The sequence below is a fragment of the Bounagaea algeriensis genome (assembly GCF_054491375.1).
Map to the genome: position 1 here is coordinate 467,425 of NZ_CM137102.1, position 23,231 is coordinate 490,655.

20 protein-coding genes are annotated in these 23,231 nt (G+C 72.5%); 13 read left to right on the forward strand and 7 right to left on the reverse strand.

All coding sequences use genetic code 11. From position 1 onward, the window contains the following. Positions 1 to 19: 19 nt before the first annotated feature. Positions 20 to 1,246: a molybdopterin molybdotransferase MoeA gene (gene moeA, locus ACVGV2_RS02095; RefSeq protein WP_459164355.1), complete on the reverse strand. Its 1,227-nt coding sequence runs from the start codon at positions 1,244 to 1,246 to the stop codon at positions 20 to 22. A 431-nt stretch (positions 1,247 to 1,677) separates the two neighbouring features. Between moeA and ACVGV2_RS02100 the strand changes: the two genes are divergently transcribed. The 4 genes from ACVGV2_RS02100 to ACVGV2_RS02115 all read left to right on the forward strand — a co-directional run bounded on the left by ACVGV2_RS02100 (position 1,678) and on the right by ACVGV2_RS02115 (position 7,445). Further along, positions 1,678 to 1,893, forward strand: coding sequence for a cold-shock protein (locus ACVGV2_RS02100; protein WP_459164356.1), 216 nt, complete (start codon positions 1,678 to 1,680; stop codon positions 1,891 to 1,893). Positions 1,894 to 2,026: 133 nt separating this feature from the next. Next, a complete protein-coding gene (locus ACVGV2_RS02105; protein WP_459164357.1) occupies positions 2,027 to 3,238 on the forward strand; it encodes a serine/threonine-protein kinase in 1,212 nt (403 codons plus the stop codon). A 296-nt stretch (positions 3,239 to 3,534) separates the two neighbouring features. Continuing rightward, positions 3,535 to 5,196 carry a chaperonin GroEL gene (gene groL, locus ACVGV2_RS02110; RefSeq protein ID WP_459164358.1) on the forward strand — a complete coding sequence of 554 codons (1,662 nt, stop codon included), beginning with the start codon at positions 3,535 to 3,537 and terminating at the stop codon, positions 5,194 to 5,196. A 230-nt stretch (positions 5,197 to 5,426) separates the two neighbouring features. Further along, on the forward strand, positions 5,427 to 7,445 hold the full coding sequence (locus ACVGV2_RS02115) for a beta-N-acetylhexosaminidase family protein (RefSeq protein WP_459164359.1): 2,019 nt from the start codon (positions 5,427 to 5,429) through the stop codon (positions 7,443 to 7,445). 327 nt (positions 7,446 to 7,772) lie between these two features. Here ACVGV2_RS02115 and ACVGV2_RS02120 read toward each other — a convergent pair whose 3' ends face one another. Both ACVGV2_RS02120 and ACVGV2_RS02125 read right to left on the reverse strand, forming a co-directional pair. After that, the gene (locus ACVGV2_RS02120) at positions 7,773 to 8,018 is read right to left on the reverse strand and encodes a PspC domain-containing protein (RefSeq protein ID WP_459164360.1); all 246 of its coding nucleotides are present in this window, start codon (positions 8,016 to 8,018) and stop codon (positions 7,773 to 7,775) included. A 315-nt stretch (positions 8,019 to 8,333) separates the two neighbouring features. Continuing rightward, positions 8,334 to 8,891: a suppressor of fused domain protein gene (locus tag ACVGV2_RS02125; RefSeq protein WP_459164361.1), complete on the reverse strand. Its 558-nt coding sequence runs from the start codon at positions 8,889 to 8,891 to the stop codon at positions 8,334 to 8,336. A 101-nt stretch (positions 8,892 to 8,992) separates the two neighbouring features. On the opposite strand from ACVGV2_RS02125, the gene ACVGV2_RS02130 reads away from it, so the two are divergent. The 7 genes from ACVGV2_RS02130 (at position 8,993) to ACVGV2_RS02160 (ending at position 18,107) form a co-directional block, all read left to right on the forward strand. Beyond that, positions 8,993 to 9,880 carry an AAA family ATPase gene (locus ACVGV2_RS02130; protein ID WP_459164362.1) on the forward strand — a complete coding sequence of 296 codons (888 nt, stop codon included), beginning with the start codon at positions 8,993 to 8,995 and terminating at the stop codon, positions 9,878 to 9,880. Positions 9,881 to 10,061: 181 nt separating this feature from the next. Further along, a complete protein-coding gene (locus ACVGV2_RS02135; protein WP_459165838.1) occupies positions 10,062 to 11,186 on the forward strand; it encodes a vWA domain-containing protein in 1,125 nt (374 codons plus the stop codon). Positions 11,187 to 11,255: 69 nt separating this feature from the next. Continuing rightward, the gene (locus ACVGV2_RS02140) at positions 11,256 to 12,371 is read left to right on the forward strand and encodes an XdhC family protein (RefSeq protein ID WP_459164363.1); all 1,116 of its coding nucleotides are present in this window, start codon (positions 11,256 to 11,258) and stop codon (positions 12,369 to 12,371) included. A 736-nt stretch (positions 12,372 to 13,107) separates the two neighbouring features. Continuing rightward, positions 13,108 to 13,680, forward strand: a complete 573-nt coding sequence (locus ACVGV2_RS02145) for a (2Fe-2S)-binding protein (RefSeq protein WP_459164364.1) — start codon at positions 13,108 to 13,110, stop codon at positions 13,678 to 13,680. Continuing rightward, a complete protein-coding gene (locus ACVGV2_RS02150) occupies positions 13,677 to 16,049 on the forward strand; it encodes a xanthine dehydrogenase family protein molybdopterin-binding subunit (protein WP_459164365.1) in 2,373 nt (790 codons plus the stop codon). The genes ACVGV2_RS02145 and ACVGV2_RS02150 overlap by 4 nt, the downstream gene beginning before the upstream one ends. Next, positions 16,046 to 16,900 carry an FAD binding domain-containing protein gene (locus ACVGV2_RS02155; protein WP_459164366.1) on the forward strand — a complete coding sequence of 285 codons (855 nt, stop codon included), beginning with the start codon at positions 16,046 to 16,048 and terminating at the stop codon, positions 16,898 to 16,900. The genes ACVGV2_RS02150 and ACVGV2_RS02155 overlap by 4 nt, the downstream gene beginning before the upstream one ends. 217 nt (positions 16,901 to 17,117) lie before the next feature. Beyond that, entirely contained in the window at positions 17,118 to 18,107 is a 990-nt protein-coding gene (locus ACVGV2_RS02160; RefSeq protein ID WP_459165839.1) for an SRPBCC family protein, read from the forward strand. Positions 18,108 to 18,378: 271 nt separating this feature from the next. Here the strand turns inward: ACVGV2_RS02160 and ACVGV2_RS02165 are convergent, their stop codons facing one another. From ACVGV2_RS02165 to ACVGV2_RS02180, 4 genes are all read right to left on the reverse strand, one after another. After that, complete coding sequence (locus ACVGV2_RS02165; RefSeq protein WP_459164367.1) at positions 18,379 to 19,374, reverse strand: o-succinylbenzoate synthase; 996 nt, start codon at positions 19,372 to 19,374, stop codon at positions 18,379 to 18,381. Between the two features lie 79 nt (positions 19,375 to 19,453). Further along, positions 19,454 to 19,735 (reverse strand): hypothetical protein, encoded by a 282-nt coding sequence (locus tag ACVGV2_RS02170; protein WP_459164368.1) that lies wholly within the window; start codon positions 19,733 to 19,735, stop codon positions 19,454 to 19,456. An 87-nt stretch (positions 19,736 to 19,822) separates the two neighbouring features. Next, complete coding sequence (locus ACVGV2_RS02175) at positions 19,823 to 20,416, reverse strand: suppressor of fused domain protein (RefSeq protein ID WP_459164369.1); 594 nt, start codon at positions 20,414 to 20,416, stop codon at positions 19,823 to 19,825. 117 nt (positions 20,417 to 20,533) lie between these two features. Beyond that, a complete protein-coding gene (locus ACVGV2_RS02180; RefSeq protein ID WP_459164370.1) occupies positions 20,534 to 22,195 on the reverse strand; it encodes a DNA repair helicase XPB in 1,662 nt (553 codons plus the stop codon). A gap of 203 nt (positions 22,196 to 22,398) precedes the next feature. On the opposite strand from ACVGV2_RS02180, the gene ACVGV2_RS02185 reads away from it, so the two are divergent. Further along, entirely contained in the window at positions 22,399 to 22,770 is a 372-nt protein-coding gene (locus ACVGV2_RS02185) for a hypothetical protein (protein ID WP_459164371.1), read from the forward strand. After that, entirely contained in the window at positions 22,767 to 23,108 is a 342-nt protein-coding gene (locus ACVGV2_RS02190) for a hypothetical protein (RefSeq protein WP_459164372.1), read from the forward strand. Before ACVGV2_RS02185 ends, ACVGV2_RS02190 begins: the two co-directional genes overlap by 4 nt. The last annotated feature ends 123 nt before the right edge of the window (positions 23,109 to 23,231 follow it).

Genomic DNA, 23,231 nt, shown 5'->3' on the forward strand with positions numbered 1-23,231 from the left:
TGGCCGTCGCGGTCGTCACTCAATCCAGCAGGCGGATCCCGACCGGCGTGCCCGCCGGCACCGACGTGACCTCCTCCGGGATCTCCACCAGGCAGTTCGCCCGCGCGAGCGCGGAAAGCAGGTGCGAGCCGGGCCCGCCTTCCGGCGTCACCGCGCCGGCGGCGGGGTCGTAGGTGCCGCGGCGGAACTGGCGCTTGCCCGCCGGCGAAACCAGGTCCTCGGTGATCGCGACCTGCCGCTGCGGCCGCTCGACCACGGCGTGCCCGGCGGCGGCGCGCAGTGCGGGGCGGACGAACACCTCGAACGAGACCATCGCGCTGACCGGGTTGCCGGGCAGCGTGACCACGGCGGTGCGCTCCCGGTAGCGGCCGCAGCCCTGCGGCATGCCGGGCTGCACGGCGATCTTGTGGAAGGTCACGCCCTGCTCGGTGAACGCGTCCTTGACGACCTCGTAAGCGCCGGCGCTCACGCCGCCCGAAGTGATGATGAGGTCCGTGCCGTCGAGCTCCTCGTCCAGCGCGCGGTGCAGTGCGTCCACGTTGTCCGGAACGAAGCGCAGGAGTCGCGCGCAGCCGCCGGCTTCGCGCACCGCGTCGGCGATCATGATGCCGTTGGATTCGTAGATCTGCCCGGGTTGCAGGGGGTTTCCCGGTTCGACGAGTTCGGATCCGGTGGACAGCACGAGCACGCGCGGCGGTTCGTGCACCGCCACCGGGTCGGCGCCGATGGCCGCGGCCACGCCCAGCCGTGCCGCGTGCAGTTCGGTTCCGGCGGACAGCACCGCGGAACCGCTGGTGACGTCCTCGCCGGCGCGGCGGATGTGCGCCCCCGGTTGCGGCGCCTGCTCGATCCGCACCGTGGTGGTGCCGCCGTCGGTGCGTTCCACCGGGACGATCGCGTCCGCGCCGTCCGGCAGCAGCGCACCGGTCATGATGCGGTGCGCCGTTCCCGGCTCCAGCGCGGGCACGTCGGTCCGACCGGCGGGCACGTCGGCGGCCACGGGCAGGTCCGCGGGCCGTTGCGGGGTCGTCTCCGCGAGATCCGCGGCGCGCACCGCGTAACCGTCCATCGCCGTGTTGTCGAACGGCGGCAGCGGCAGCGCCGCGACCAGGTCCTCGGCGAGGGCGAGGCCGGAGCAGTCGGCGAGCGCGCGCTGCCGCACCGGGGTGCTCGGCAGCAGAGCGGCGACGCGGTCGCGGTGCCGGTCGACCGAGTCGAGTTCGGAGAGCGGGGTTTGCTTTGACACGCTTTCGATCATCCGTCATGGAGCAACGCGCTGTCGCCACCGGAGCGGTCGGGCGGAGCGTGTCGTGCGGCGAACGGAGCAGTGGCGCGGCTCGCGCAGCGCGTGCTGCGACAGGCCCCGGAGGGAACGGCGCGAGAGCGGCGCGTGCGGTGGCAGGGCTGCGCGTGGTGGCTGGCAGGGCCGGAGCGGGCGACGCCGTGTGGCGCACCCGCCGGGGAGCCGCCACCGGACAGCGCGGATCGGGGTGCCGCGAGCCGAACCGCTCGGCGACGTGCGGTCGGGTGCCGGCCGGTGCTCACCCGGCCGGGTAAGTCCGCTGGATCAGCGGATTCGAGCAGTGCGTCGGACGCGACTTCCCGGGTGATGTCGGGTAGCGTGACCAGTGCTCCAACGGCGCTGCGCGCCGTGCACCACTTCTTTAGGAGGACGCCGTGGCGGTAGGCACGGTCAAATGGTTCAACTCGGAGAAGGGCTACGGCTTCATCGCTGTCGAGGGTGAGTCGGACGTCTTCGTGCACTACACCGCGATCAACATGTCGGGGTTTCGCACCCTGGACGAAGGTGATCAGGTCGAGTTCGAAGTCAAGGCGGGTCGTGACGGAAGGACCCAGGCCGACGGCGTCCGCAAGGTCTCCGAGGCTTCATAAGCACCTCATCGGCGGGCTCGGTTGCACGAGCGCACCGGGCCCGTCCGCGAAGCAGGCCCGCATGAGGGGCCGCTGCCAGCGGGCGCGTGCGGACCCGCCGACGGCGCCGGTGCCGGAACGCTAGGCTGCTGCCGTGTCGGAAGACCTCACCGGAAGCCGTTTGGGCCACTACAGGATCGACGGCGTGCTCGGTCGCGGCGGGATGAGCGTGATGTACCGCGCGACCGACGTCCGGCTCGGACGCAAGGTCGCGCTGAAGGTGATGGCCGAGAACATCACCGGTGATGCCGAGTTCCGCGAGCGCTTCGTCGACGAGGCGCGCAACACCTCGGCGATCGACCACCCGAACATCGTGCCGCTGTACGACTTCGGCGAGATCGACGGCGTGCTCTACCTCGCGATGCGGCTGGTCGACGGTTCCGACCTGGCCGGTCTCGTCGCCGACGGTCCGCTCTCGCCGCCGCGCGCGATCGACCTGCTCGGACAGGTCGCCGAGGCGCTCGACACGCTGCACGAGCAGGGGCTGGTGCACCTCGACCTGAAGCCCGCCAACGTCCTGGTCACCGGCCGTGGTTCGCAGGAGCACGCCTACCTCGCCGATTTCGGGCTGACCCGTCGCGGCGCCACCGGCCACCGCACCGCCAGCGGCGACTTCCTCGGCTCGCCGACCTACGCCGCGCCCGAGCACTTGCGCGGTGATCCGCTGGACGGCCGCACCGATCTGTACTCGCTGGCCTGCGTGGTCTACACGTGCCTGACCGGGCACGCTCCGTTCCGGGGCGAGGTGGAGCAGATCATCCAGGGGCATCTGAGCACGCCGCCGCCGGCGGTCAGCGCTGCCGTGCCGGTGCCGCCCGCGGTGGACGAGGCGGTACGCACGGGCATGGCCAAGAACCCGCGCGAGCGCTTCGGCTCCTGCCGCGCGCTCATCGGGGCGCTGCGGCGCGCGTTCGACGCCGCGCAACCCGCGCCCGGCGCCGCTCCGGGCGGCGCGGCAGGTCCCGCTTCCGGCAGTCCCGCTTCCGGCAGTCCCGCCGCCGCTGCGCCTCCCGCCGCCGGACCGCCCCCAGCGGCGGGCCCAGCGGCAGGCCCAGCGGCACCGCCGGGGCAGCCCGCGCCGCCCCCGTCCGGCCAGCACCCGTCCGGCCAGCCCCCGGCAGGACGGGCACCCCTCCCCGGCGCGCCGCAGCAGCCGGGGGCGGGGCCCGGCGGGCGTGCGGGAGGCTCGCCGCGGATGCCCGCCGACTCGTCCCGCGGCGGCGCGGCTCGTTGGGTCGTGCCGCTGCTCGCCGGGGTGGCGGTGCTGGTCATCGTCGTGCTGTTCGGCTTCATGATCGCGGGGTGACGTCGTTGCCGCGGTGCCGCGAGCGGGGTGCTGCGGGGATTTCATCGCATCGGTCGACTTCGCGGGGAGACGCACCACCCTTGCTTGCACTCACTGTGTGGGAGTGCTAAACACGGTATTGGCACTCAGGAAAATCGAGTGCCAGGTCGGGACGGTGAGGCCGTCGGTGGCGACACCATGGGGCGGTGTCGTCGGGCGGTCGTCCGTCGCGGGCACCGGGCCTGGCCGAGCACGAGTCCTGCCGTGAAATGCCGTAGCACTTCCACGGCCCCAGACAGGTGGAGGACCACACCGCAATGGCCAAGATGATCGCGTTCGATGAGGACGCCCGCCGCGGTCTTGAGCGCGGCATGAACAGCCTCGCCGACGCCGTCAAGGTGACGCTCGGCCCCAAGGGCCGCAACGTCGTGCTCGAGAAGAAGTGGGGCGCGCCGACCATCACCAACGACGGTGTGTCGATCGCCAAGGAGATCGAGCTCGAGGACGCCTGGGAGAAGATCGGCGCGGAGCTCGTCAAGGAGGTCGCGAAGAAGACCGACGACGTCGCCGGCGACGGCACCACGACCGCCACCGTGCTGGCGCAGTCGCTGGTGCGCGAGGGCCTGCGCAACGTCGCCGCCGGTGCCAGCCCGACTGCCCTGCGCAGCGGCATCGAGAAGGCCACCGAGGCGATCTCCGAGCAGCTGCTGAAGAACGCCAAGGAGATCGAGACCAAGGAGCAGATCGCCGCGACCGCCGGGATCTCCGCCGGCGACCAGCAGATCGGTGAGCTCATCGCCGAGTCGATGGACAAGGTCGGCAAGGAAGGCGTCATCACCGTCGAGGAGAGCAACACCTTCGGCCTGGAGCTGGAGCTCACCGAGGGCATGCGCTTCGACAAGGGCTACATCTCGCCCTACTTCGTCACGGACCAGGAGCGGATGGAGGCGTCGCTGGACGACCCGTACATCCTGCTGCTGAGCTCCAAGATCTCCAACATCAAGGACGTTCTCCCGCTGCTGGAGAAGGTCATGCAGGCCAACAAGCCGCTGCTGATCATCTGCGAGGACGTCGAGGGCGAGGCGCTGGCCACCCTGGTCGTCAACAAGATGCGCGGCACCTTCAAGTCCGTCGCCGTCAAGGCCCCGGGCTTCGGCGACCGCCGCAAGGCGATGCTGCAGGACATGGCCGTGCTGACCGGCGGTACTGTGATCAGCGAGGAGGTCGGCCTCAAGCTGGAGAACGCCGAGCTGAACCTGCTGGGTCAGGCGCGCAAGGTCGTCATCACCAAGGACGAGACCACCATCGTCGAGGGCTCCGGTGACGACGAGCAGATCGCCGGCCGCGTCAACGAGATCCGCGGCGAGATCGAGCGCTCCGACTCCGACTACGACCGCGAGAAGCTGCAGGAGCGGTTGGCGAAGCTCGCCGGCGGCGTCGCCGTCATCCGCGCCGGTGCGGCCACCGAGGTCGAGCTCAAGGAGCGCAAGCACCGCATCGAGGACGCGGTCCTCAACGCCAAGGCCGCCGTCACGGAAGGCATCGTCGCCGGTGGCGGTGTGTCCCTGCTGCAGGCCGCGCAGACCGCCTTCGACGACCTCAACCTCACCGGCGACGAGGCCACCGGCGCCAACAGCGTGAAGCTGGCCGTGGAGGGCCCGCTCAAGCAGATCGCCGTCAACGCCGGCCTGGAAGGCGGCGTCGTCGTGGAGAAGGTCCGCGGTCTCCAGCCCGGTCAGGGCCTCAACGCCACGACCGGTGAATACGAGGACCTGATCGCGGCCGGCGTCACCGACCCGGCGAAGGTCACCCGCTCCGCGCTGCAGAACGCGGGCTCGATCGCCGGCATGTTCCTGACCACCGAGGCCGTGGTCGCCGACAAGCCGGAGAAGAACGGCGGCGGTGGCGGTGAAGCCGCCGGCGGCGGCGACCCCATGGGCGGCATGGGCGGCATGGGTGGCATGGGCGGCATGATGTAAGACCCCCCGGCCATCCCGCCCCGCGTGGGATTCCGCCTGGTTCTGTCTGCGAAGGGGCCGCTCCCGCTCCGGCGGGGGGCGGCCCCTTTCGCGCGTCGGGAGGGCAGGCACTGCAATCGTGCACGAGCGACAACGCCCGCGGCGCGCACTCCCGCAGCCCCGGCAGGCGTGCGAGGATGAATCGATCTCCGCGTCGAGGCACGACGACACGACTCCGGCTGGGAGGCGGGATGCTCCACCGCAGGATCCGGCACCGCAGGCGCTGCGCAGTGGCGCTGCTGCTCAGCGCCGCCGTGCTCGCCGGGTGCACCGGCGGCTCCCCGCAGGGCGGTGGCACGTCCGAGCCCGCCCAGCCGCCGGAGCCCTTGCCCGCCTCCGACCCGCTGCCCCGCGTGACCCCGCAGCCCGACGAGATCTCCCGGCTCGGCGACGACGCCCGCGTGACCGGCACGGTGGAGCTCCTCGTCGACCCGATGGCCGACCAGCCCACCCGCGAGCTGGCGACGCGCGTGCTGCGGCAGGCCGGCGCCGACCGGGTGGTCGAACGCGAACCGGGGCAGCGCCGCGACGACATCGCGCTGCGCGTGCGCATCGGCGACCGCGAAGGGGCCACGAACATGCGCGGTCTGCAGCGCGCGGGCATGGACCCCGTCGAGGAGCTCGGCGAGGAGGGCTACCAGCTGGCGGTGCGCGCCGACGCGGAAATCCCCGAGGTGCTCATCGGCGCGCAGACGAGCACGGGCGTCTACTACGGGGTGCAGACGCTGCGGCAGCTCACCTCGCCCGGCCGGATCGCCGGGGCCGAGGTCACCGACACGCCCGCGACACCCCTCCGCGGTGCCATCGAGGGCTTCTACGGCAGCCCGTGGACGCACGAGGAGCGGATGAACCAGCTCGCCTTCTACGGCGAGAACAAGCTCAACACCTACGTCTACGCGCCGAAGGACGACCCGTACCACCGCGAGCGCTGGTACGAGCCCTACCCGGAGGAGGAGCTCGGCGAACTGCGCGAGCTGATCGAGCAGGCGCAGCGCCACCACGTCAAGTTCACCTTCGCGCTGCACCCGGGCACGTCGCTGTGCTTCAGCGACCCGGAGGACGTGGCGCAGCTGCAGGGCAAGCTCCAGCAGCTCTACGACAACGGCGTGCGCGACTTCCAGGTGCTCTTCGACGACATCGACTACACCTCGTGGAACTGCTCCGCCGACCGGGCCGCGTACGGGCCGGCGTCACCGGAAGCGGCCGGGCGCGCGCAGGCCGACGTGCTCAACCGGGTGCAGGAGGAGTTCATCGCCACGCACGAGGGGAGCGCACCGCTGCAGACCGTGCCGACCGAGTACTCCGAGATCGAGGACTCGCCCTACAAGACCGCGCTGCGCAGTGCGCTCAACCCGGACGTGGCGCTGATGTGGACCGGTGACGGCGTCATCCCGGACGGCATCACCACCGCCGATGCGCGCCAGGCCGAGAAGGTCTGGGGACGACCGCCGATCATCTGGGACAACTACCCGGTCAACGACTTCGACGAGACCGAGGGGCGGCTGATGCTCGGTCCGTACGCCAAGCGCGAGAAGGGGCTTTCCGAGCACACCAGCGGTGTCGTGGTCAACCCGATGAACCAGGCCGCCGCCAGCAAGGTCGTGCAGGTCGGTGCCGCCGACTTCGCCTGGAACGACGAGGACTTCGACCCGCAGCGGGCCTGGCGCGCCGCCGCGGACCAGCTCGCCGGGGACAGCTTCCTCGGCGATCCCGGTTTCCGCCCCGACCAGCGCACCGCCGAGGCGCTCATGGTGCTGTTCGACCTGAACCACCGCGCGCCGCTGGCGAGCGGCCAGCCGTGGTTGCCGTCGGCGCCGGGCCTGGCCGAGCGGATCGGCTCCTTCCGCGCGGCCTGGGGCCGGGGCGAGCAGGCGGAGGCCGTGGCCGGGCTGCGCCGCTACGCCGAACGCATCCGGAACGCGCCCGAACGGATCCGGCAGGGCGCCGACTCGGACTTCGTCGCCGATGCCGAACCGTGGCTGCGTGCCACCGACCTGTGGGGCGAGGCGCTGGTGCACACCCTCGACGCCCTGCAGGCGCGGGCGGACGGCGACGAGCAGCGGGCCGCGGCGGAGTTCGACCGGGCCGCGCAGGCGCGGCAGCAGGCCGAGCAGGTGCGGACGATCCCCGGTGAGACGCGGCCGCAGGGGCCGGTGCGCCTGGCCGACGGGGTGCTCGACCAGTTCGTGGCCAGCTCGCCGCAGCTGTGAAGAAGAGAGTCCGCGGGGTGGCTGGCGTAGCGGGTCGGGTGGGGGAATCTCCGGCGGGTCGGGCTGCGGGATCCCCGACATCGGGTAGCGACCTACTCCCAGCCGCCCCGGTCACCCTCCCAGCTGCCCCCGACCACCCTCCCAGCTGCCCCCGACCACCCTCCCCGGACGGGGGCAGCACTGCCGGGGCTGTCCTCGCGAGGCCCAGCGCCGGCGAACCCCCGGCGGGTCGGACTGCGTGCGTGACGAGGAAGCGGCTTCGCCGCTCGCCTGGCGGGCCGGCGCGTCCAGGCGTGCGGCCGCCGATCCGCGCGGTCCATGAGGCTGTCACCGGTGCTCGGGGACGATGAGCCAGCAGGCCAGGTACAGCAGGATCCCGGTGCCGAACCCGAACAGGGTGGCGACGACGAGCAGCACGCGGACGATCGTCGCGTCGATGCCGAGCAGGTTCGCCGCGCCCGCGCAGACGCCGGCGAGCATCGCGTCGCTGCGGTCGCGGCGGAACCGCCGCGAGGCGTCGGTGGGGGCGTGCGGGGCCGCGGTGGCGGCGGCGGTGTGCGCGTTTTCGGTCATATCCGCACGATGCCGCGGCAGCTGGCACGGACACGTCCGGAAACGCCCCTGACTCGTCCCGGGCGCAACCCCGAGCTGCCCCTGATTCTGATTCGGCTTCTCGTTCCGGCGCTGCCGAGCTACCCCGACCTCCCGCTCGCAACGGCACCGCACCCGCCCGGGAGGTTGGACTTTTCTCGAGAAAAGTGCGCGACGTTTCTCGAGAAATGTCCACCTGCCCACCGGGCCCACCGCGGTCCCCGTCACCCCCACCGCCTGCCCGAGCAATCGCGAGCACACCACGGCGGCGCGGCACCACACCACGGTGGGGCGGCATCACACCACGGTGGGGCGGTGCACATCGCGGAGATCCACCCGGTGCTCTTCCCAGCGGTCGTACAGCGCGTCGGTGCCCTGCCGTGCCGCGAGCTGCGCTTCGCCGCGGCTGACGGGGATGAGCGTGACCAGCTGCAGGGCGGGAACTCCGGCCGCGTCGAGCAGCACGTCGAACTCCTCGCCGAGGTACGGGTGCGGCGCGGCCAGGGCGCCGGCGATCTCCGTCTCCGGCAGCAGCAGCCGGTCGTTGGTGATCAGGGCCCCGTACCCGAGACGGCTGCCGCTGTCGGCGAGCAGCTCGGCGACCACACCGGTGAGGTGGTGCGCGTAGCGCTGCTGCTCGGCCCGCATCGTGCACAGCACCTCCTGCGGCAGCGGCGCGCCGCACAGCTCGTCGCGCAGCCCGCTGGACAGTACCGAGACGTGCGCGCCGTCCGGTTCTCGGCAGCGCACCAGGTGGTAGTCGCGCAGACGCTGGTCCGTCTGCTTGCTGTCCGCCCCGAGCACCCGGCCGAGGTGCGTTTCGACGTGCGCGGGCAGTGCTGCGAATCGGCTCATGTTCACCGGGTTCGGTCGTCGGGCTTCCCGTCCGATTCTCCCCGGCCTCGACGCGCCGCGACGATCGCCCGCAGCGCGGTGCGTGGCATAGGCTCGGCGGCATGGCGGTGGAAGACGCGTTCGGGATGCAGAACCCGGCCGATGTGGCGAGGGCGTTGGACGAGACCGGCTACCTGCCGGACGACGGGATCGCCACGTCCGCGTTCCTGTCGATGCGGATGCGCCGCCCCCTGCTGTGCGAGGGGGAGCCGGGCACGGGCAAGACCGCGCTGGCGCAGGCGCTGGCGAGCGCTCTCGGGCTGCGGTTGATCCGGTTGCAGTGCCACGAGGGCATCGACGCCGCGCAGGCGCTGTACGACTGGGACTTCCCGCGGCAGCTGCTGCACCTGCGGACCGTGGAGGCCGCTGCGGACGGGCCGCTGGACGTGGACGACACCGAGTCCGCGCTGTACACCACGCGTTTCCTGCTGGACCGGCCGCTGCTGCGCGCGCTGCGCCAGGCCCCGTGCGTGCTGCTGGTCGACGAGATCGACCGCGCCGACGATGAGTTCGAGGCGTTCCTGCTCGAGGTGCTGTCCGAATACGCGGTGAGCATTCCCGAGTTCGGCGAGGTGCGCGCGGAGGAGCCGCCGATCGTGCTGCTGACGTCGAACCGCACCCGCGAGGTGCACGACGCGCTGAAGCGCCGCTGCCTGTACCACTGGCTGGAGCACCCCTCGCTCGAGCGGGAAGCGGCGATCCTGCGTCGCAGGTTGCCCGGCATCGAGCAGCGGCTGGCCGAACAGGTCGCCGGGGCGGTGCAGCGGATGCGCGGGCTGGAGCTGCTCAAACCGCCGGGCGTGGCCGAGGCGCTGGACTGGGCGCAGGCGCTGGTGGCGCTGGACCGCTCCGAGCTGGACACGGAAACCGCCGCGCACACCCTCGGCGCTGTGCTGAAGTACCGCGAGGACGCCGAACGCGTGCAAGCCGCGGACGTGCTGGGGGCGTGACCGGCGTATGCGAGCGGACGGGAACGTGCCTGCGGCGGAGGAGCCCCGCGGATCCGGCGGAACCGGTTCGGATGGTGGTCCCGTCGGAGGTGGTTCTGTCGGCGGTGGTCCCGTCGGCGGGGATTTCCCGGTGGGCTTGACCGGACTGCTGGGGTTCGCCCGGGTGCTGCGGCACGCAGGCATGGCGTGCGGGCCGACGCGGGTGCAGGCGTTCCTCGAAGCGGCCGCCGAGGTCGGACTCGGTGACCGCAGCGGCGTGTACTGGGCGGGGCGGGTGACGCTGTGCTCGGAGCCGGACGACCTGCCGACCTACGACACCGCGTTCGCCGCTTGGTTCGCCGGGAGTTCCCCGCAGCGGTCGGTCGAGCAGCGGCCGCGGCCGCAGCCTGCGCGCATCGCCGCGCTGTCCGCACCCGAGGACGCGGCGGAGCACGCCGCCGACGATCCGCTGGCCGCGGCTGCCAGCGACGCGGAGGTGCTGCGCAACCGGGACATCGCCGATCTCGGCGAAGCGGAGCGGGACCACCTGCGGCGGTTGCTGTCGGTGCTGCGGCCGGATCCGCCGAGCCGTCCGGCGCTGCGGCTGCGCCGGTCCCGGCGGGGCGAGCTGTCCCCGCGGGCGGTGCTGCGGGAAATGGTGCGCTCCGGCGGGGAGCCGGTGCGCATGCCGCGTCAGCGCCGGTCGCGGCGGCCGCGGCGGGTGGTGCTGCTCGTCGACGTGTCCGGGTCGATGGCCCCGTACGCGGACGCGCTGCTGCGGTTCGCGCACGTGGTCACGCGGCGCGCCCCGCACAGCACCGAAGTGTTCACCCTGGGCACGCGCTTGACCCGGGTGAGCCGCCAGTTGCGGCAGCGCGATCCGGAAGCGGCGCTGGCGGCGGCTTCCCGCGTCGTCCCGGACTTCTCCGGGGGAACTCGGCTGGGCGACACGCTGCGCGTGTTCCTCGACCGGTGGGGGCAGCGCGGGCTGGCCCGCGGTGCGGTCGTGGTGCTGTTCTCGGACGGGTGGGAACGTGGTGACGCCGGTGAGCTGGGGGCGCAGACGCGGCGGCTGCGGCGGTTGGCGCGCGCGGTGCTGTGGGCGAATCCGCACGCGGGCAGTTCCGAGTACCGGCCCGTGCAGTCGGGAATTGTGGCGGCCCTGCCGCACGTTGATCGGATGATCGCCGGGCACAGCCTCGAGGCGCTGCGTGAGCTCTGGTCGTGGGTGCACCGGTTGGCGCACTCTGGTGGGGAACCGGTCGCTCCGGCGGCCGGCGTCCCGGACAGCGGCGGCACCGGTGTCAGCGGGGGCCGCGGCCGCTAGGGTGCCGCGGCGTGCGGCTCGGAACTACTTCCGGGGCGCGTGGACGGTTTCGACGACTGGAGGTGCGCGGTGCGTGACGTCCTCGATCGATTGGCGAAGCACTGGGAGGCGGGCGAGTCGGTGGGTCTGGGCACCGTGGTCGCCACGTTCCGGTCGGCGCCGCGTCCCGCGGGTGCTGCGATGCTGGTGACCGAGCAGGGCGAAGCGGTGGGCAGCGTTTCCGGCGGGTGCGTCGAGGGTGCTGTCTACGAACGCGCCGGGACGGTGCTCGAGGGTTCCGAGCCGGTGCTGGAGCGCTACGGCGTCAGCGATGACGACGCGTTCGCCGTGGGGCTGACCTGCGGCGGAATCCTCGACGTGTTCGTGGACCGGGTCGATGCGACGACGTTTCCCGAGCTGGGCAGCGTGGTCGAGTCGGTCCGGCAGGAGGAGCCGGTGGCCGTGGCCACGGTCGTGCAGCATCCCGAGTCCGGTTGGGTGGGCCGCAGGCTCGTGGTCTGGCAGGACCGCGTCGCCGGTGGGGTCCAGCCCGGCCGCGTCGACGACGCGGTCGCCGACGACGCGCGCGGCATGCTCGCCAGCGGCCGCACCGGCACGCTCGAGTACGGCGCGCGGGGTGAGCGGCGCGGCGAGGGCATGCGGGTGTTCGTGAACTCCTTCGAGCCCGCGCCGCGGATGCTCGTGTTCGGCGCGATCGACTTCGCCGCCGCGATGGCGCGCATGGGCTCGTTCCTGGGCTACCGGGTGACGGTGTGCGACGCGCGGCCGGTGTTCGCCACGCGCAGCCGGTTCCCCGAGGTCGACGAAGTGGTCGTGGACTGGCCGCACCGCTACCTGGCCGCGGAGGCCGAGGCGGGGCGGTTGGACGGGCGCACCGCGGTCATGGTGCTCACGCACGATCCGAAGTTCGACGTGCCGGTGCTGGAGGTGGCGCTGCGCCACGAACTCGGCTACGTCGGGGCGATGGGCTCGCGGCGCACGCACGACGACCGCGTGCAGCGGTTGCGCGACAACGGGATGACCGAGGGCGAGATCGCCCTGCTGGCCTCGCCGATCGGGCTGGATCTGGGGGCGCGCACCCCGGAGGAGACGGCGGTGTCGATCGCCGCGGAGCTCATCGCCGCCCGGTGGGGCGGGGACGGCAGCAGGCTGTCCGAGACGACCGGCGCGATCCACCACGACTGACCCCGCCGCACGTCCGGCCCTCCCGCACGTCCGGCCCCGCAGGACCTGGCGGAGTGCACCTTGGCTGGTGTGCCCAGGGGTTTGGACATTTCTCGAGAAATGTCGCCGACGTTTCTCGAGAAATGTCCACCCGCCCCGTCGGGGCGCTGAATGCGCGCCGCTCGTTCGGGTGAGGCGCTTGCTTCTGCGCGGGTTTGCTGTTCCGCCAGGGAGGTCGCCGCTTCGCGGGAGCGGTCGCCTCCGCGGGAGGGGTCGCCTTCGTGGGAGCGGTCGCCTCCGCGGGGAGGGTCCGACCGGCGAGCGGTGTTGTCCGTTGCGCGGACCTGTGGCCTCCGGGTGGGTGATGCTCGGGCGTGTTCTCTTGCTCCGAGCGGGTGGACGTAGCACGCTCGAGCCCAGTGACATGAGTCACTCGGGCGGAGGAGTCCGGGGAGTCGGTGGCAACACGGTCCGCTCGCTGCGGCGTGCCGGAAGGCAGTGCCTGGAAGGCGCTGCGGCGCCGGAAAGCGGTGTCTGGAAGATGCTGCGGTGCCGAAGGCGGTCAGTAGGCGTGCGGTGCCGGAAGGCGTTCGGACGCGCTGCGGCGGTGCCGGAACGCGGGCCACCGGGAGCCGACGATCCGGGTCGGGCGCGTCGCGCGTGCGACCCGGATCCGCACTCGTCCGCACCGGTCCCACCACGAAACCGGGAACCGCTCGTTCACGTCCGCCCGCGGACGGAACCCAGGGAGGCCCCCATGCCGCGGATCACCGTCACCGTCGACGGAACGCGTTACACCGACGAAGTCGAACCCCGCACGCTGCTCGTGCAGTACCTGCGGGAGCGGGTCGGCAAGACCGGCACGGTCGTCGGCTGCGACACCAGCAACTGCGGAGCCTGCACCGTCCACATGGACGGGCACAGCGTGAAGTCCTGCTCCGTGCTGGCCGTGCAGGCCGACGGCAGCGACATCACCACGGTCGAAGGACTGGCCAGCGACGGACAGCTGCACCCGATGCAGCAGGCGTTCCACGACAACCACGCGCTGCAGTGCGGATTCTGCACACCGGGCATGATCATGCAGGCGCTCGACGTGCTCGCCGAGGACCCCGAACCGGACTCCGAGAGCATCCGCGAAGGACTCGAGGGCAACCTGTGCCGCTGCACCGGCTACCAGAACATCGTGCACGCGGTCGCGGACGCGGCCCAGCGCATGCGCGGCAGCGGCGCGGAGCCGATGCAACCCGCCGCCGCGGAAGGCAGCACCCCCTCGCCGCGCACGCCGGCGACCGAGGAGGAGCACGAAGTCACCGGAGGTCGGCAGGCATGACATCAGTAGCGGAACCCGAACTCGGACGCGCCCGCCCGCGCAAGGAGGACGCCCGCCTCATCACCGGACGCACCCGGTGGACCGACAACATCGCCCCCACGGGCACGCTGCACCTGGCGATCCTGCGCAGCCCGGTCGCGCACGCCCGCATCACCGGCATCGACACCACCGAGGCCCGCAAGATGTCCGGGGTGCACGCGGTGCTCACCGGCCGGGACCTCGCCGACGAGCAGGGCAGCCTGCCCTGCGCCTGGCCGATCACCGAGGACATGGCCCACCCGTCCGCGCCGCCGATGGCCGTGGACACCGTCCGCTTCGCCGGTGAGGCCGTGGCCATGGTCGCCGCCCGCAGCGCCGCCGAGGCGCACGACGCGATGGACGCCATCGACGTGGACTACGACGAGCTGCCGGTGGTGCTCGACATGGACTCGGCGCTGCAGGCGGGCTCGCCGCTGGTGCACGAGGACCTCGGCACCAACCGCAACGCGACCTGGACGTTCGACTCCGCCCAGGCCGGCACCGGCGGGGACGTGGAACGCGCCCTGGCCGAGGCCGACATCCGCGTCGACCGCACGTTCCGCCAGCAGCGGCTCATCCCGTCGTTCATGGAACCCCGCTCGGTCGTCGTCGACCCCACCGGGGAGCAGTTCACCGTGCACTCGGCGACGCAGGTGCCGCACATCCTGCGGCTCATGCTGTCGATGACGCTGGGCGTGCCGGAGCAGAAGATCCGCGTGATCGCCCCCGACGTTGGCGGCGGTTTCGGCGGCAAGCTGCAGGTCACGCCGGAGGAGGTGCTCGCGTTCCTCGCGGCGCGGCAGTTCGGCGCGCCGGTGAAGTGGACCGAGAGCCGCTCGGAGGCGATGGTCTCGGCGCACCACGGCCGCGACCAGCTGCAGCGGCTGTCGCTGGCGGCGCGCTCCGACGGCACGGTCACCGGGCTCAAGGTGGAGCTGCTCGCCGACATGGGTGCGTACCTGCGCCTGGTCACGCCGGGCGTGCCGATCCTCGGCGCGCTCATGTTCAACGCGATCTACAAGTTCCCCGCCTACCACTTCAGCTGCACGAACGTGTTCACCAACAAGACCCCGACCGACGCCTACCGCGGCGCCGGGCGGCCGGAGGCCACGTTCGGCATCGAGCGCATGATGGACGAACTGGCCGCGGAGGCCGGGATGGATCCGCTCCAGGTGCGGCGGAAGAACTGGATCGAGGAGTTCCCGTACGACACGGTCGCCGGGCTGACCTACGACTCCGGTGACTACGCCGCGGCGACGAACCGCGCCACCGAGCTGTTCGACTACGACGCGCTGCGGGCCGAGCAGGCCGAGCGCAACCGCCGCGGTGACACGGTGCGCCTGGGCATCGGCGTGTCCACGTTCACCGAGATGTGCGGCCTGGCGCCCTCGCGCGTGCTCGGTTCGCTGTCCTACGGCGCGGGCGGCTGGGAGGACGCCTCGATCCGCGTGCTGCCCACCGGCAAGGTCGAGGTGGTCACCGGCACCTCGCCGCACGGGCAGGGGCACGTGACCGCGTGGAGCCAGATCGCGGCGGAACGGCTCGGCGTCGACTTCGACGACGTCGAAGTGCTGCACGGTGACACGCAGAGCAGCCCGCGCGGACTGGACACCTACGGCTCGCGGTCGCTGGCCGTGGGCGGCATGGCCGTGGTGCAGGCGGCCGACAGGGTGTTGGAGCGGGCGAAACCGATCGCCGCGCACATGTTGGAGTGCTCCGAGGCCGACGTCGAGTTCACGAGCGGGCGCTTCGGGGTGCGGGGCACGGACCGGTCGACGACGCTGGCCGACGTGGCGCTGGCCGCGTTCACCGCGCACGACCTGCCGGACGGTGTCGAGCCCCGGTTGGACGCCGAGGCCACCTACGATCCGGAGAACTTCTCCTTCCCGCACGGCACGCACCTGTGCGCGGCCGAAGTGGACACCGAGACCGGCGGGGTGCGGCTGCGCTCCTACGTCTGCGTCGACGACGTGGGCACCGTGGTCAACCCGATGATCGTGGAGGGCCAGGTGCACGGCGGCCTGGCGCAGGGCATCGCGCAGGCGCTCTTCGAGGAGGCCTCCTACGACGAGTCGGGCACGTTGACCACCGCCACGTTCGCCGACTACCTCATCCCCTCGGCGACGGACCTGCCCGAGTTCACCACCGACCGCACCGAGACGCGTGCGGAGTCGAACGAGCTGGGCGTCAAGGGCGTGGGCGAGGCGGGCACGATCGCCTCCACCCCGGCAGTGGTCAACGCGGTCGTGGACGCGCTGCGTCCCGACGGAGTGCAGGACGTAACGATGCCGTGCACGCCGAACCGGGTGTGGCACGCCCTCAACCAGTCCCGGCAGGGAGGTTCCGAGTGATTCCGGCGCAATTCGAATACCAAGCACCGTCCACGGTGGATGAAGCGGTCACCGCGCTGTCCTCCGCGGGCGAGGACGCCACGGTGCTGGCCGGCGGGCACAGCCTGCTGCCGGTGCTGCGCATGCGGATGGCCGACCCGGGCACGGTCGTCGACCTCGGCCGCATCCCGGAGATGCGCGGCGTCCGCGAGGACGGCGACATGCTGGTCATCGGCGCGATGACCACGCACCACGACGTCATGCGCGATGACCTGGTGCGTCGGCACGCGGAGCTGCTGTCGCTGGCCACGCGCACCGTGGCCGATCCGCAGGTGCGGCACCGCGGCACGTTCGGCGGCGCGCTGGCGCACGCCGACCCGGCGGGTGACCTGCCGGCGCCGGTGCTCGCGTTGGACGGGGAGATGGTGCTGGCCGGCCCGTCCGGGCGTCGCACCGTCACTGCCGCGGAGTTCTTCCTCGACTACTTCACCACGGCGCGGCAACCGGACGAGATCCTCGTCGAGGTGCGCATGCCGAAGTGGACGGGGTGGCAGGGCCGCTACGAGAAGTTCAACCGGGTGGCGCAGGCCTGGTCCATCGTGGGCGTGGCCGCCGCGGTGCGGGTGGACCAGGGCACGATCGCGCAGGCGCGGATCGGTCTGACCAACATGGGACCGGCCCCGGTGCGCGCCACCGCGGTCGAACGGGCCCTGGTGGGCCAGCCCGCCACCTCCGAGGCGGTGCGGGAAGCCGCGCGGTACGCCACGCAGGGCACCGAGCCGGCCGAGGACGCCAACGCGGACCCGGCCTACCGCCGCCAGCTCGCCGAGGTGCTCACGGGGCGTGCCGTGCTCGCCGCGGCGGGCGGCTGACGCGTCAGGGGTGCTCCGGCGGCCGGGGCGCGCACGGGCCCCGGCCGCCGCGCGCCCCGGCCGGCGGCTCGCCGGTGCCGCGGAAGACTGTCGTGCGCGGACGCGAGCGAGCATGATGTTGGTGCAGCGACAACAACTGTCGCCGACTACGATCCGACGGAGCCCACGCCGGCCCGGAGGGGCCGGCCGCCATCGGTAGGAGGATTCGCCAGTGCAGATGGAGCACCACTTCACCGTCCCGGTGCCGGTCGACGTGGCTTGGGAGGCGTTGCTCGATCCCGAGCGGGTCGCCCCGTGCATGCCCGGGGCCACGCTCAGCAGCGTCGAGGGCAGCGACTTCTCCGGTTCGGTGAAGGTCAAGCTCGGCCCGGTCACGTTGCTGTACAAGGGCAACGGCACCTTCTCCGAGGTCGACGAGTCGGCGCGGCGGGTCGTCCTGGACGCCAGCGGCAAGGACTCGCGCGGCAACGGCACCGCGGCCGCCACGGTCACGGCCACCCTGTCCGAGGACGGCGGCACGACGGCCGTGCGGGTGGACACCGACCTGAAGATCACCGGCAAGCCGGCGCAGCTCGGCCGCGGTCTCATCTCCGAGGTCGGCGGCAAGCTCATCAACCAGTTCGCCGACTGCTTGGCCGAGCGGCTCGCCGGTGCGGAGACCGCGGAGGAGCCCGCGCAGGGCACGGCCGCGGAGTCGGTTGCCCAGGGATCCGGGCAAACCCAGGGTGCCGGACAACCCCAGAGTTCCGGACAAACCCAGGGTTCCGAACCAACCCAGAGTTCCGGGCAAACCCAGGGTGCCGGGGAGCCGACCGGTGCGCAGGCCGCGGAGCCCCGTTCCGCCAGCTCGGCCGAGCAGGCGGGCAGCGCCGCTCCTGCCGCTGGTGCTGCGGCTGCCGGAGCAGCAGCCGCCGGTGCGGCCGGGACGAGCGCCAACGGCGACCGCCCGGCCCCGGAAACCGCGGGTTCCGCGCAGGGCGAGCGGTCGGGCTGGCGGGTGACGGCGCCGAGCTCGACGGGTTCGACGGCCGCGAACAACGCTCCGCGGCACGCCGCTCAGGAGCCGGAAGCGATCGACCTGCTGGACACAGCAGGCGCACCGATGCTCAGGCGGCTGGCGCCGGCCCTCGCCGCGGCTGTTGTCGTGTTCGTGCTGCTGCGCCTGTTGCGGCGGCGCCACCGCAACAAGAGCCGCAACAACAAGTGAGCCGCAACAGGTGAGCTCCGCGAGCGCCAGCTGCGGCGGTGCGGGCTGACACCCTTGCCCCGGCTGCGGCATGTGCCGGCCTGGTGCGGCCGCGCCGGGACTGCGGTGCCGGGCCGGGGCGATCCGCGCCGGGACCGCGGCCGGTGCGGATCGCCCCGGCCGCGGTGCGACCTCCCTGGCCGCGGTGCGACCTCCCTGGCCGCGGTGGGCACGTCGCGGCCGCGCCCGCCCGCGGCGGACGGGTCGTGGGCGGACACCGGTCACGACCGGTTCACGCCGCTTCGGCGAGCGCGTTGACCCGCTGCAACCGGTCCAACCACCGGCGCTGCACCTCGGCCGGCGGTGTCGCCGCGGCCACCTGCGCCGGATCCGGTTCCGGTGCGCGCCGCGGCACCGGCAGGCTGCCGCGCTGCGGCAGCAGCGGTTCCGCCACGACATCGCCGTCCAGCAGGGCCACGGTGCCCAGGCCGCAGGCGAACGGCAGCTGCGGCAGCGCCCCGGCGAGCGCGAGCTGCGCGGCCAGACCGACGCTGCTTTCCACGGCCGAGGAGACCACGCAGGGCAGTCCGCTCGCCTCGGCGACGCGCAGCGCGGTGCGCACCCCGCCGAGCGGGGCGGCTTTGATGACCGCGACGTCGGCGGCCTCGGCGAGGGCCACGCGCAGCGGGTCCTCGGCGCGGCGGATCGATTCGTCAGCGGCGATGCGCACGTCCACCCGCCTGCGCACCGCCGCGAGCTCCGCCACGCTCGGGCAGGGTTGTTCCACGTACTCGAGGCCACCGGCGGCGCGGTCGAGCTCGCGGATGCGCCGCACCGCGGTGTCGGCGTCCCACGCGGCGTTGGCGTCCACGCGGACCGCGCCGGACGGGCCGAGCGCGCTGCGCACGGCTTCCACTCGGGCCAGGTCCTCGTGCGGCGCGGCGGAGGCGTCGGCGACCTTGACCTTCGCCGTGGTGCAGCCGGAGGCGGCGACGATGCGCGCGGCCGACTCCGGCGAGACCACCGGCACGGTGCAGTTGACCGGGACCCGGTCGCGGACGGGTGCGGGCCAGTCGCCCGTGCAGGATTCGAGGGCGGTGCGCAGCCAGGGCACCGACGGGGTGTCCGCGTAGTCCTCGAACGGGCAGAACTCCCCCCAGCCGTTCGGGCCGTGCAGCAGGATCCCGTAGCGGACCGTGACGCCGCGGAAGGTGTCGCGCATCGGCAGTCCGAACACCCGCACCGCGTCCAGTTCGCCCAACCGGACCAAGCCGTTCTGCGCGCACATGCTCATCCCTTCGTCGGTGCGTTCCTCAGCGGCGGGCCCGCCCCTCGCCCGTCGCCGCGGGCGGCGCACCGACGCTCGCCTAGCCGGGTTCGCCCCGCAGCTTGCGGTAGGCGACCCAGGCGATGTTGGCCGCCGCGATCAGCGCGAACAACGCGAGGATCCAACCGAGCCAGGGCCTGTCGGGGACGAACACGAACGCCACCACGGTGGCGGCGGCCAACAGGACGAAGCCCAGCCCGGCCAGCCACAACCGCAGCGTCAGCGCGCTGCGCCCCGAGGGGGCTCCGGTGAGACGGGCCAGCACATCATGGTATCCGGGCAGTCCTTCGGAGTACCGGTTCCGGCGCGAACTGCGTTCCATACCTCACGGCTACCCGCACCGGCCGGTCCGGCAATCGGAACCGCCCGGAGGTTCCTGCGCCGCAGCACCGGCCCGCGGACGTCCGGTTCAGGCGACGCTCGGCCGCCCGAGGTCGAACACGTCGACCTCGAAGCGCGCCCACTCCTGCCGCAGCCGGGTCACCCCGTTGTCCAGGATGAAGTTCAGCTCGCCGAGGGTGACCGGCAGCAGGGTGAACACCTGCAGCTGCTCCGCGCCGTGCTCGTCGGTGAACCGCGTGAACTCGGGAGGGAACATGGGGTGGCCGCTGGCCAGCACGCCGTGGAACTCCGTGTTCGGCAGCAGCGGCTGCTCGTTCGGCACGATCTGGTCCGGCACCAGGTAGGTGCTGTTGTGCAGCAACAACTCCGCGGTGATGTCGACCAGGTGCCGCGCGGCCTCGGCCTGCTCCTTGTAGACGCTGCACGCGAGTTCCTGCGCGGGTTCGGCACCGATCGGCTGGAAGCGCAGGCCGCTGCTGATGACCGTGCTCAGGTGGTACCGGTCCAGGTGGAAGAACACGAGTCCGTATCCGCGGTCCCCGCCGTGCACGTTCGGCGGTTCCGCCCCGGTCGGCACGCCCGCGTGGTGCTCCAGGTTCTCCGCGAGCCCCTTGAACCGGTGCGCACCACCCAGCGCGGCACGTTCCTGTTCCGTGGTCAATCCGATCTCCCGTGTGCGGACACTGTCGGCTCGCTGAGCACCGTAGCCGCTCGCCCGGCTGCACGGGACGGGTTCGGCATCATCGGTGCTCCTCGTCGCGAAACATCTTCGCTGATGTCACACGTGCGAATCCACGGAGGGGCCCTGCAGGTCGTCGGCGTCCGTGATCCGGTAGGCGTAGCCCTGCTCGGCGAGGAACCGCTGCCGGTGCGCGGCGTAGTCGGTGTCCAACGTGTCCCGTGCGACCACGGAGTAGAAGTGCGCCTGCCGCTGCGCCGCCTTCGGCCGCATCAACCGCCCCAGCCGCTGCGCTTCCTCCTGGCGGGAACCGAAAGTGCCGGAGACCTGCACGGCCACGGAGGCCTCGGGCAGGTCGATGGAGAAGTTCGCGACCTTGGAGACCACGAGCCGGTTGACCTCGCCGCGGCGGAACGCGTCGAACAGCGCCTCGCGCTCCTTGTTCTTCGTGGAGCCTTCCACCACCGGGGCGTCCAGCGCCTTGCCGAGTTCGTGCAGCTGCTCCAGGTACGCCCCGATGATCAGCGTCGGCTCGCCGGGATGCTGGTCCAAGATGGACTGCACGACGCCCGCCTTGGTGCGCGCGGTGGAGCAGACGCGGTAGCGCTCGTCGGCATCGGCCGTGGCGTACTCGAGGCGTTCGTCGTCGGTCAACGTCACCCGCACCTCGGTGCACTCGGCCGGGGCGATCCAGCCCTGCGCCTCGATCTCCTTCCACGGCGCGTCGAAGCGCTTCGGGCCGATCAGCGAGAACACGTCGCCCTCGCGGCCGTCCTCGCGCACCAGCGTGGCCGTCAGCCCGAGGCGCCGCCGCGACTGCAGGTCCGCGGTCATGCGGAACACCGGCGCGGGCAGCAGGTGCACCTCGTCGTAGATGACCAGGCCCCAGTCGCGGGTGTCGAACAGCTCCAAGTGCTTGTACTCGCCCTTGCTGCGGCGCGTGATCACCTGGTAAGTGGCGATCGTGACCGGGCGGATCTCGCGCTTCTCCCCGGAGTACTCGCCGATCTCGTCCTCGGTCAGCGAGGTGCGCTCGACCAGCTCGCGCTTCCACTGGCGACCGGCGACCGTGTTCGTCACGAGGATGAGCGTGGTGGCCCGCGCCCGCGCCATCGCCGCCGCGCCCACGAGCGTCTTGCCCGCACCGCACGGCAGCACGACCACGCCCGAGCCGCCGGCCCAGAACGACTGCACCGCCTGCTGCTGGTAGTCGCGCAGCTGCCAGCCGTTCTCCTCCAGGTCGATCGGGTGGTGCTCGCCGTCGACGTAGCCGGCCAGGTCCTCGGCCGGCCAGCCGACCTTGAGCAGCGCCTGCTTGAGCCGGCCCCGCTCGCTCGGGTGCACGATCACCGTGTCCTGGTCGAGCCGCTGCCCGAGCATCGGTGCGACCTTCTTGCTGCGCAGCACCTCCTCCAGCACCGCGCGGTCCAGCGCGGTGAGGATCAGCCCGTGCACCGGGTCGTTGGACAGCTGCAGCCGCCCGTAGCGGCCCATCGTGTCGACGATGTCGACCAGCAGCGGCTGCGGAACCGGGTACCGCGAGTGCGAGACCAGCGCGTCCACGACCTGCTCCGAGTCGTGCCCGGCCGCCCGGGCGTTCCACAGCGCCAGCGGCGTGATCCGGTAGGTGTGGACGTGCTCCGGGGCGCGTTCCAGCTCGGCGAACGGCGCGATCGCGGTCCGCGCGTCGTCGGCCAGCTCGTGGCCGACTTCGAGCAGGACCGATTTGTCGGACTGGACGATCAGTGGTCCGTCGGTCAACGGTGCGCTCCAGACGTGATCAGCGGAAACGGGTCGCGCTCCGCGGCGCGTAGGTCCGCGGCCCAGTATTCCACCGCGCGCCACCCCGCCAAGCCGGGGAAGCGCGCCGAAGGGGCTTCCCGCCGCAGGTCCGATCCGCCTTCGCCCGCGTGCGCGCGTGAGCTAGGTTTCCCGCAGCGAGAGCGAAGGAGGCTTGAGGGGCAGTGAGCTATCCGCCGCAGCCGGGGGCGCCGGGTCCCCCGCAGGGATGGAACCAGCCCCCTGGCTGGGGGCGGCATCCGCAGCCGGGGCAGGACCCGCAGGCAGCCGGGCAGTACCCGGGCGGATACGCGGGCCCGCCGCAGATGGGCAGGCCCTACGGGGCGGGTGGCGGGCAGGACTTCTGGCGCCGGGTCGCGGCGGGCGGTCCGCAGCGCAAACCGCCCCGCAAGGGGCGGCCGGGGCTGATCCTCGGCATCGCGGGCGGCGCCGTCGTCGTGCTGGGTGCCGCGCTCGGCGCGGTGTGGGCGCTGGGATCGGGTGATGTGCAGGCGGGCGATGCGTCTCGCTGCAGGGCGAGTACGGCGGTGCGGTGAGCGAGACCGACTGCGGCGCACCCGACTCCGACTACGAGGTGCTCCGCGTGCTCGACGGGCGCGCCCCGAAGGGCTGCTCGGGCAGCTTCTACAACGTCCACGAGGACACGACCTACTGCATGGCCCTGGACGTCGTGGTGGGCGACTGCCTGAGCGCCTACCGCGCGGAGCAGGGCTTCCTGCCGGTGTCGCGGGAGTGCGGCGAGCCGAACGTGCAACAGGTCACCAAGGTCGCCGACCGCAGCGACGCGGACAACGTCTGCTCCGAGCGGGAAGGGCGGTACTGGTTCTCGAACCCGCCGCGGACCGTGTGCTTCGGCCCGGTGCGGAACGGGTGAGTCCCGCGCCCCGGACGGTCTTGCCGGCGCTCCGGCGGGCCGGCCGGGCGGGTGACGAATGTGATCTGGCAGCGCCCCTCGTTAGTGTGGTGTTCTGCAGTTGTTCGCTGCACGAACCGCGCG

What these genes read in the sequence shown, in the direction of transcription:
- ACVGV2_RS02120 (WP_459164360.1), bottom strand. Translation starts at nt 8,018, where the DNA reads ATGACCGAAAACGCGCACACCGCCGCCGCCACCGCGGCCCCGCACGCC.
- ACVGV2_RS02130 (WP_459164362.1), top strand. Translation starts at nt 8,993, where the DNA reads ATGGCGGTGGAAGACGCGTTCGGGATGCAGAACCCGGCCGATGTGGCG.
- ACVGV2_RS02170 (WP_459164368.1), bottom strand. Translation starts at nt 19,735, where the DNA reads ATGGAACGCAGTTCGCGCCGGAACCGGTACTCCGAAGGACTGCCCGGA.
- ACVGV2_RS02135 (WP_459165838.1), top strand. Translation starts at nt 10,062, where the DNA reads ATGGCGTGCGGGCCGACGCGGGTGCAGGCGTTCCTCGAAGCGGCCGCC.
- ACVGV2_RS02165 (WP_459164367.1), bottom strand. Translation starts at nt 19,374, where the DNA reads ATGTGCGCGCAGAACGGCTTGGTCCGGTTGGGCGAACTGGACGCGGTG.
- ACVGV2_RS02115 (WP_459164359.1), top strand. Translation starts at nt 5,427, where the DNA reads ATGCTCCACCGCAGGATCCGGCACCGCAGGCGCTGCGCAGTGGCGCTG.
- ACVGV2_RS02160 (WP_459165839.1), top strand. Translation starts at nt 17,118, where the DNA reads ATGGAGCACCACTTCACCGTCCCGGTGCCGGTCGACGTGGCTTGGGAG.
- ACVGV2_RS02150 (WP_459164365.1), top strand. Translation starts at nt 13,677, where the DNA reads ATGACATCAGTAGCGGAACCCGAACTCGGACGCGCCCGCCCGCGCAAG.
- ACVGV2_RS02145 (WP_459164364.1), top strand. Translation starts at nt 13,108, where the DNA reads ATGCCGCGGATCACCGTCACCGTCGACGGAACGCGTTACACCGACGAA.
- groL (WP_459164358.1), top strand. Translation starts at nt 3,535, where the DNA reads ATGGCCAAGATGATCGCGTTCGATGAGGACGCCCGCCGCGGTCTTGAG.
- ACVGV2_RS02125 (WP_459164361.1), bottom strand. Translation starts at nt 8,891, where the DNA reads ATGAGCCGATTCGCAGCACTGCCCGCGCACGTCGAAACGCACCTCGGC.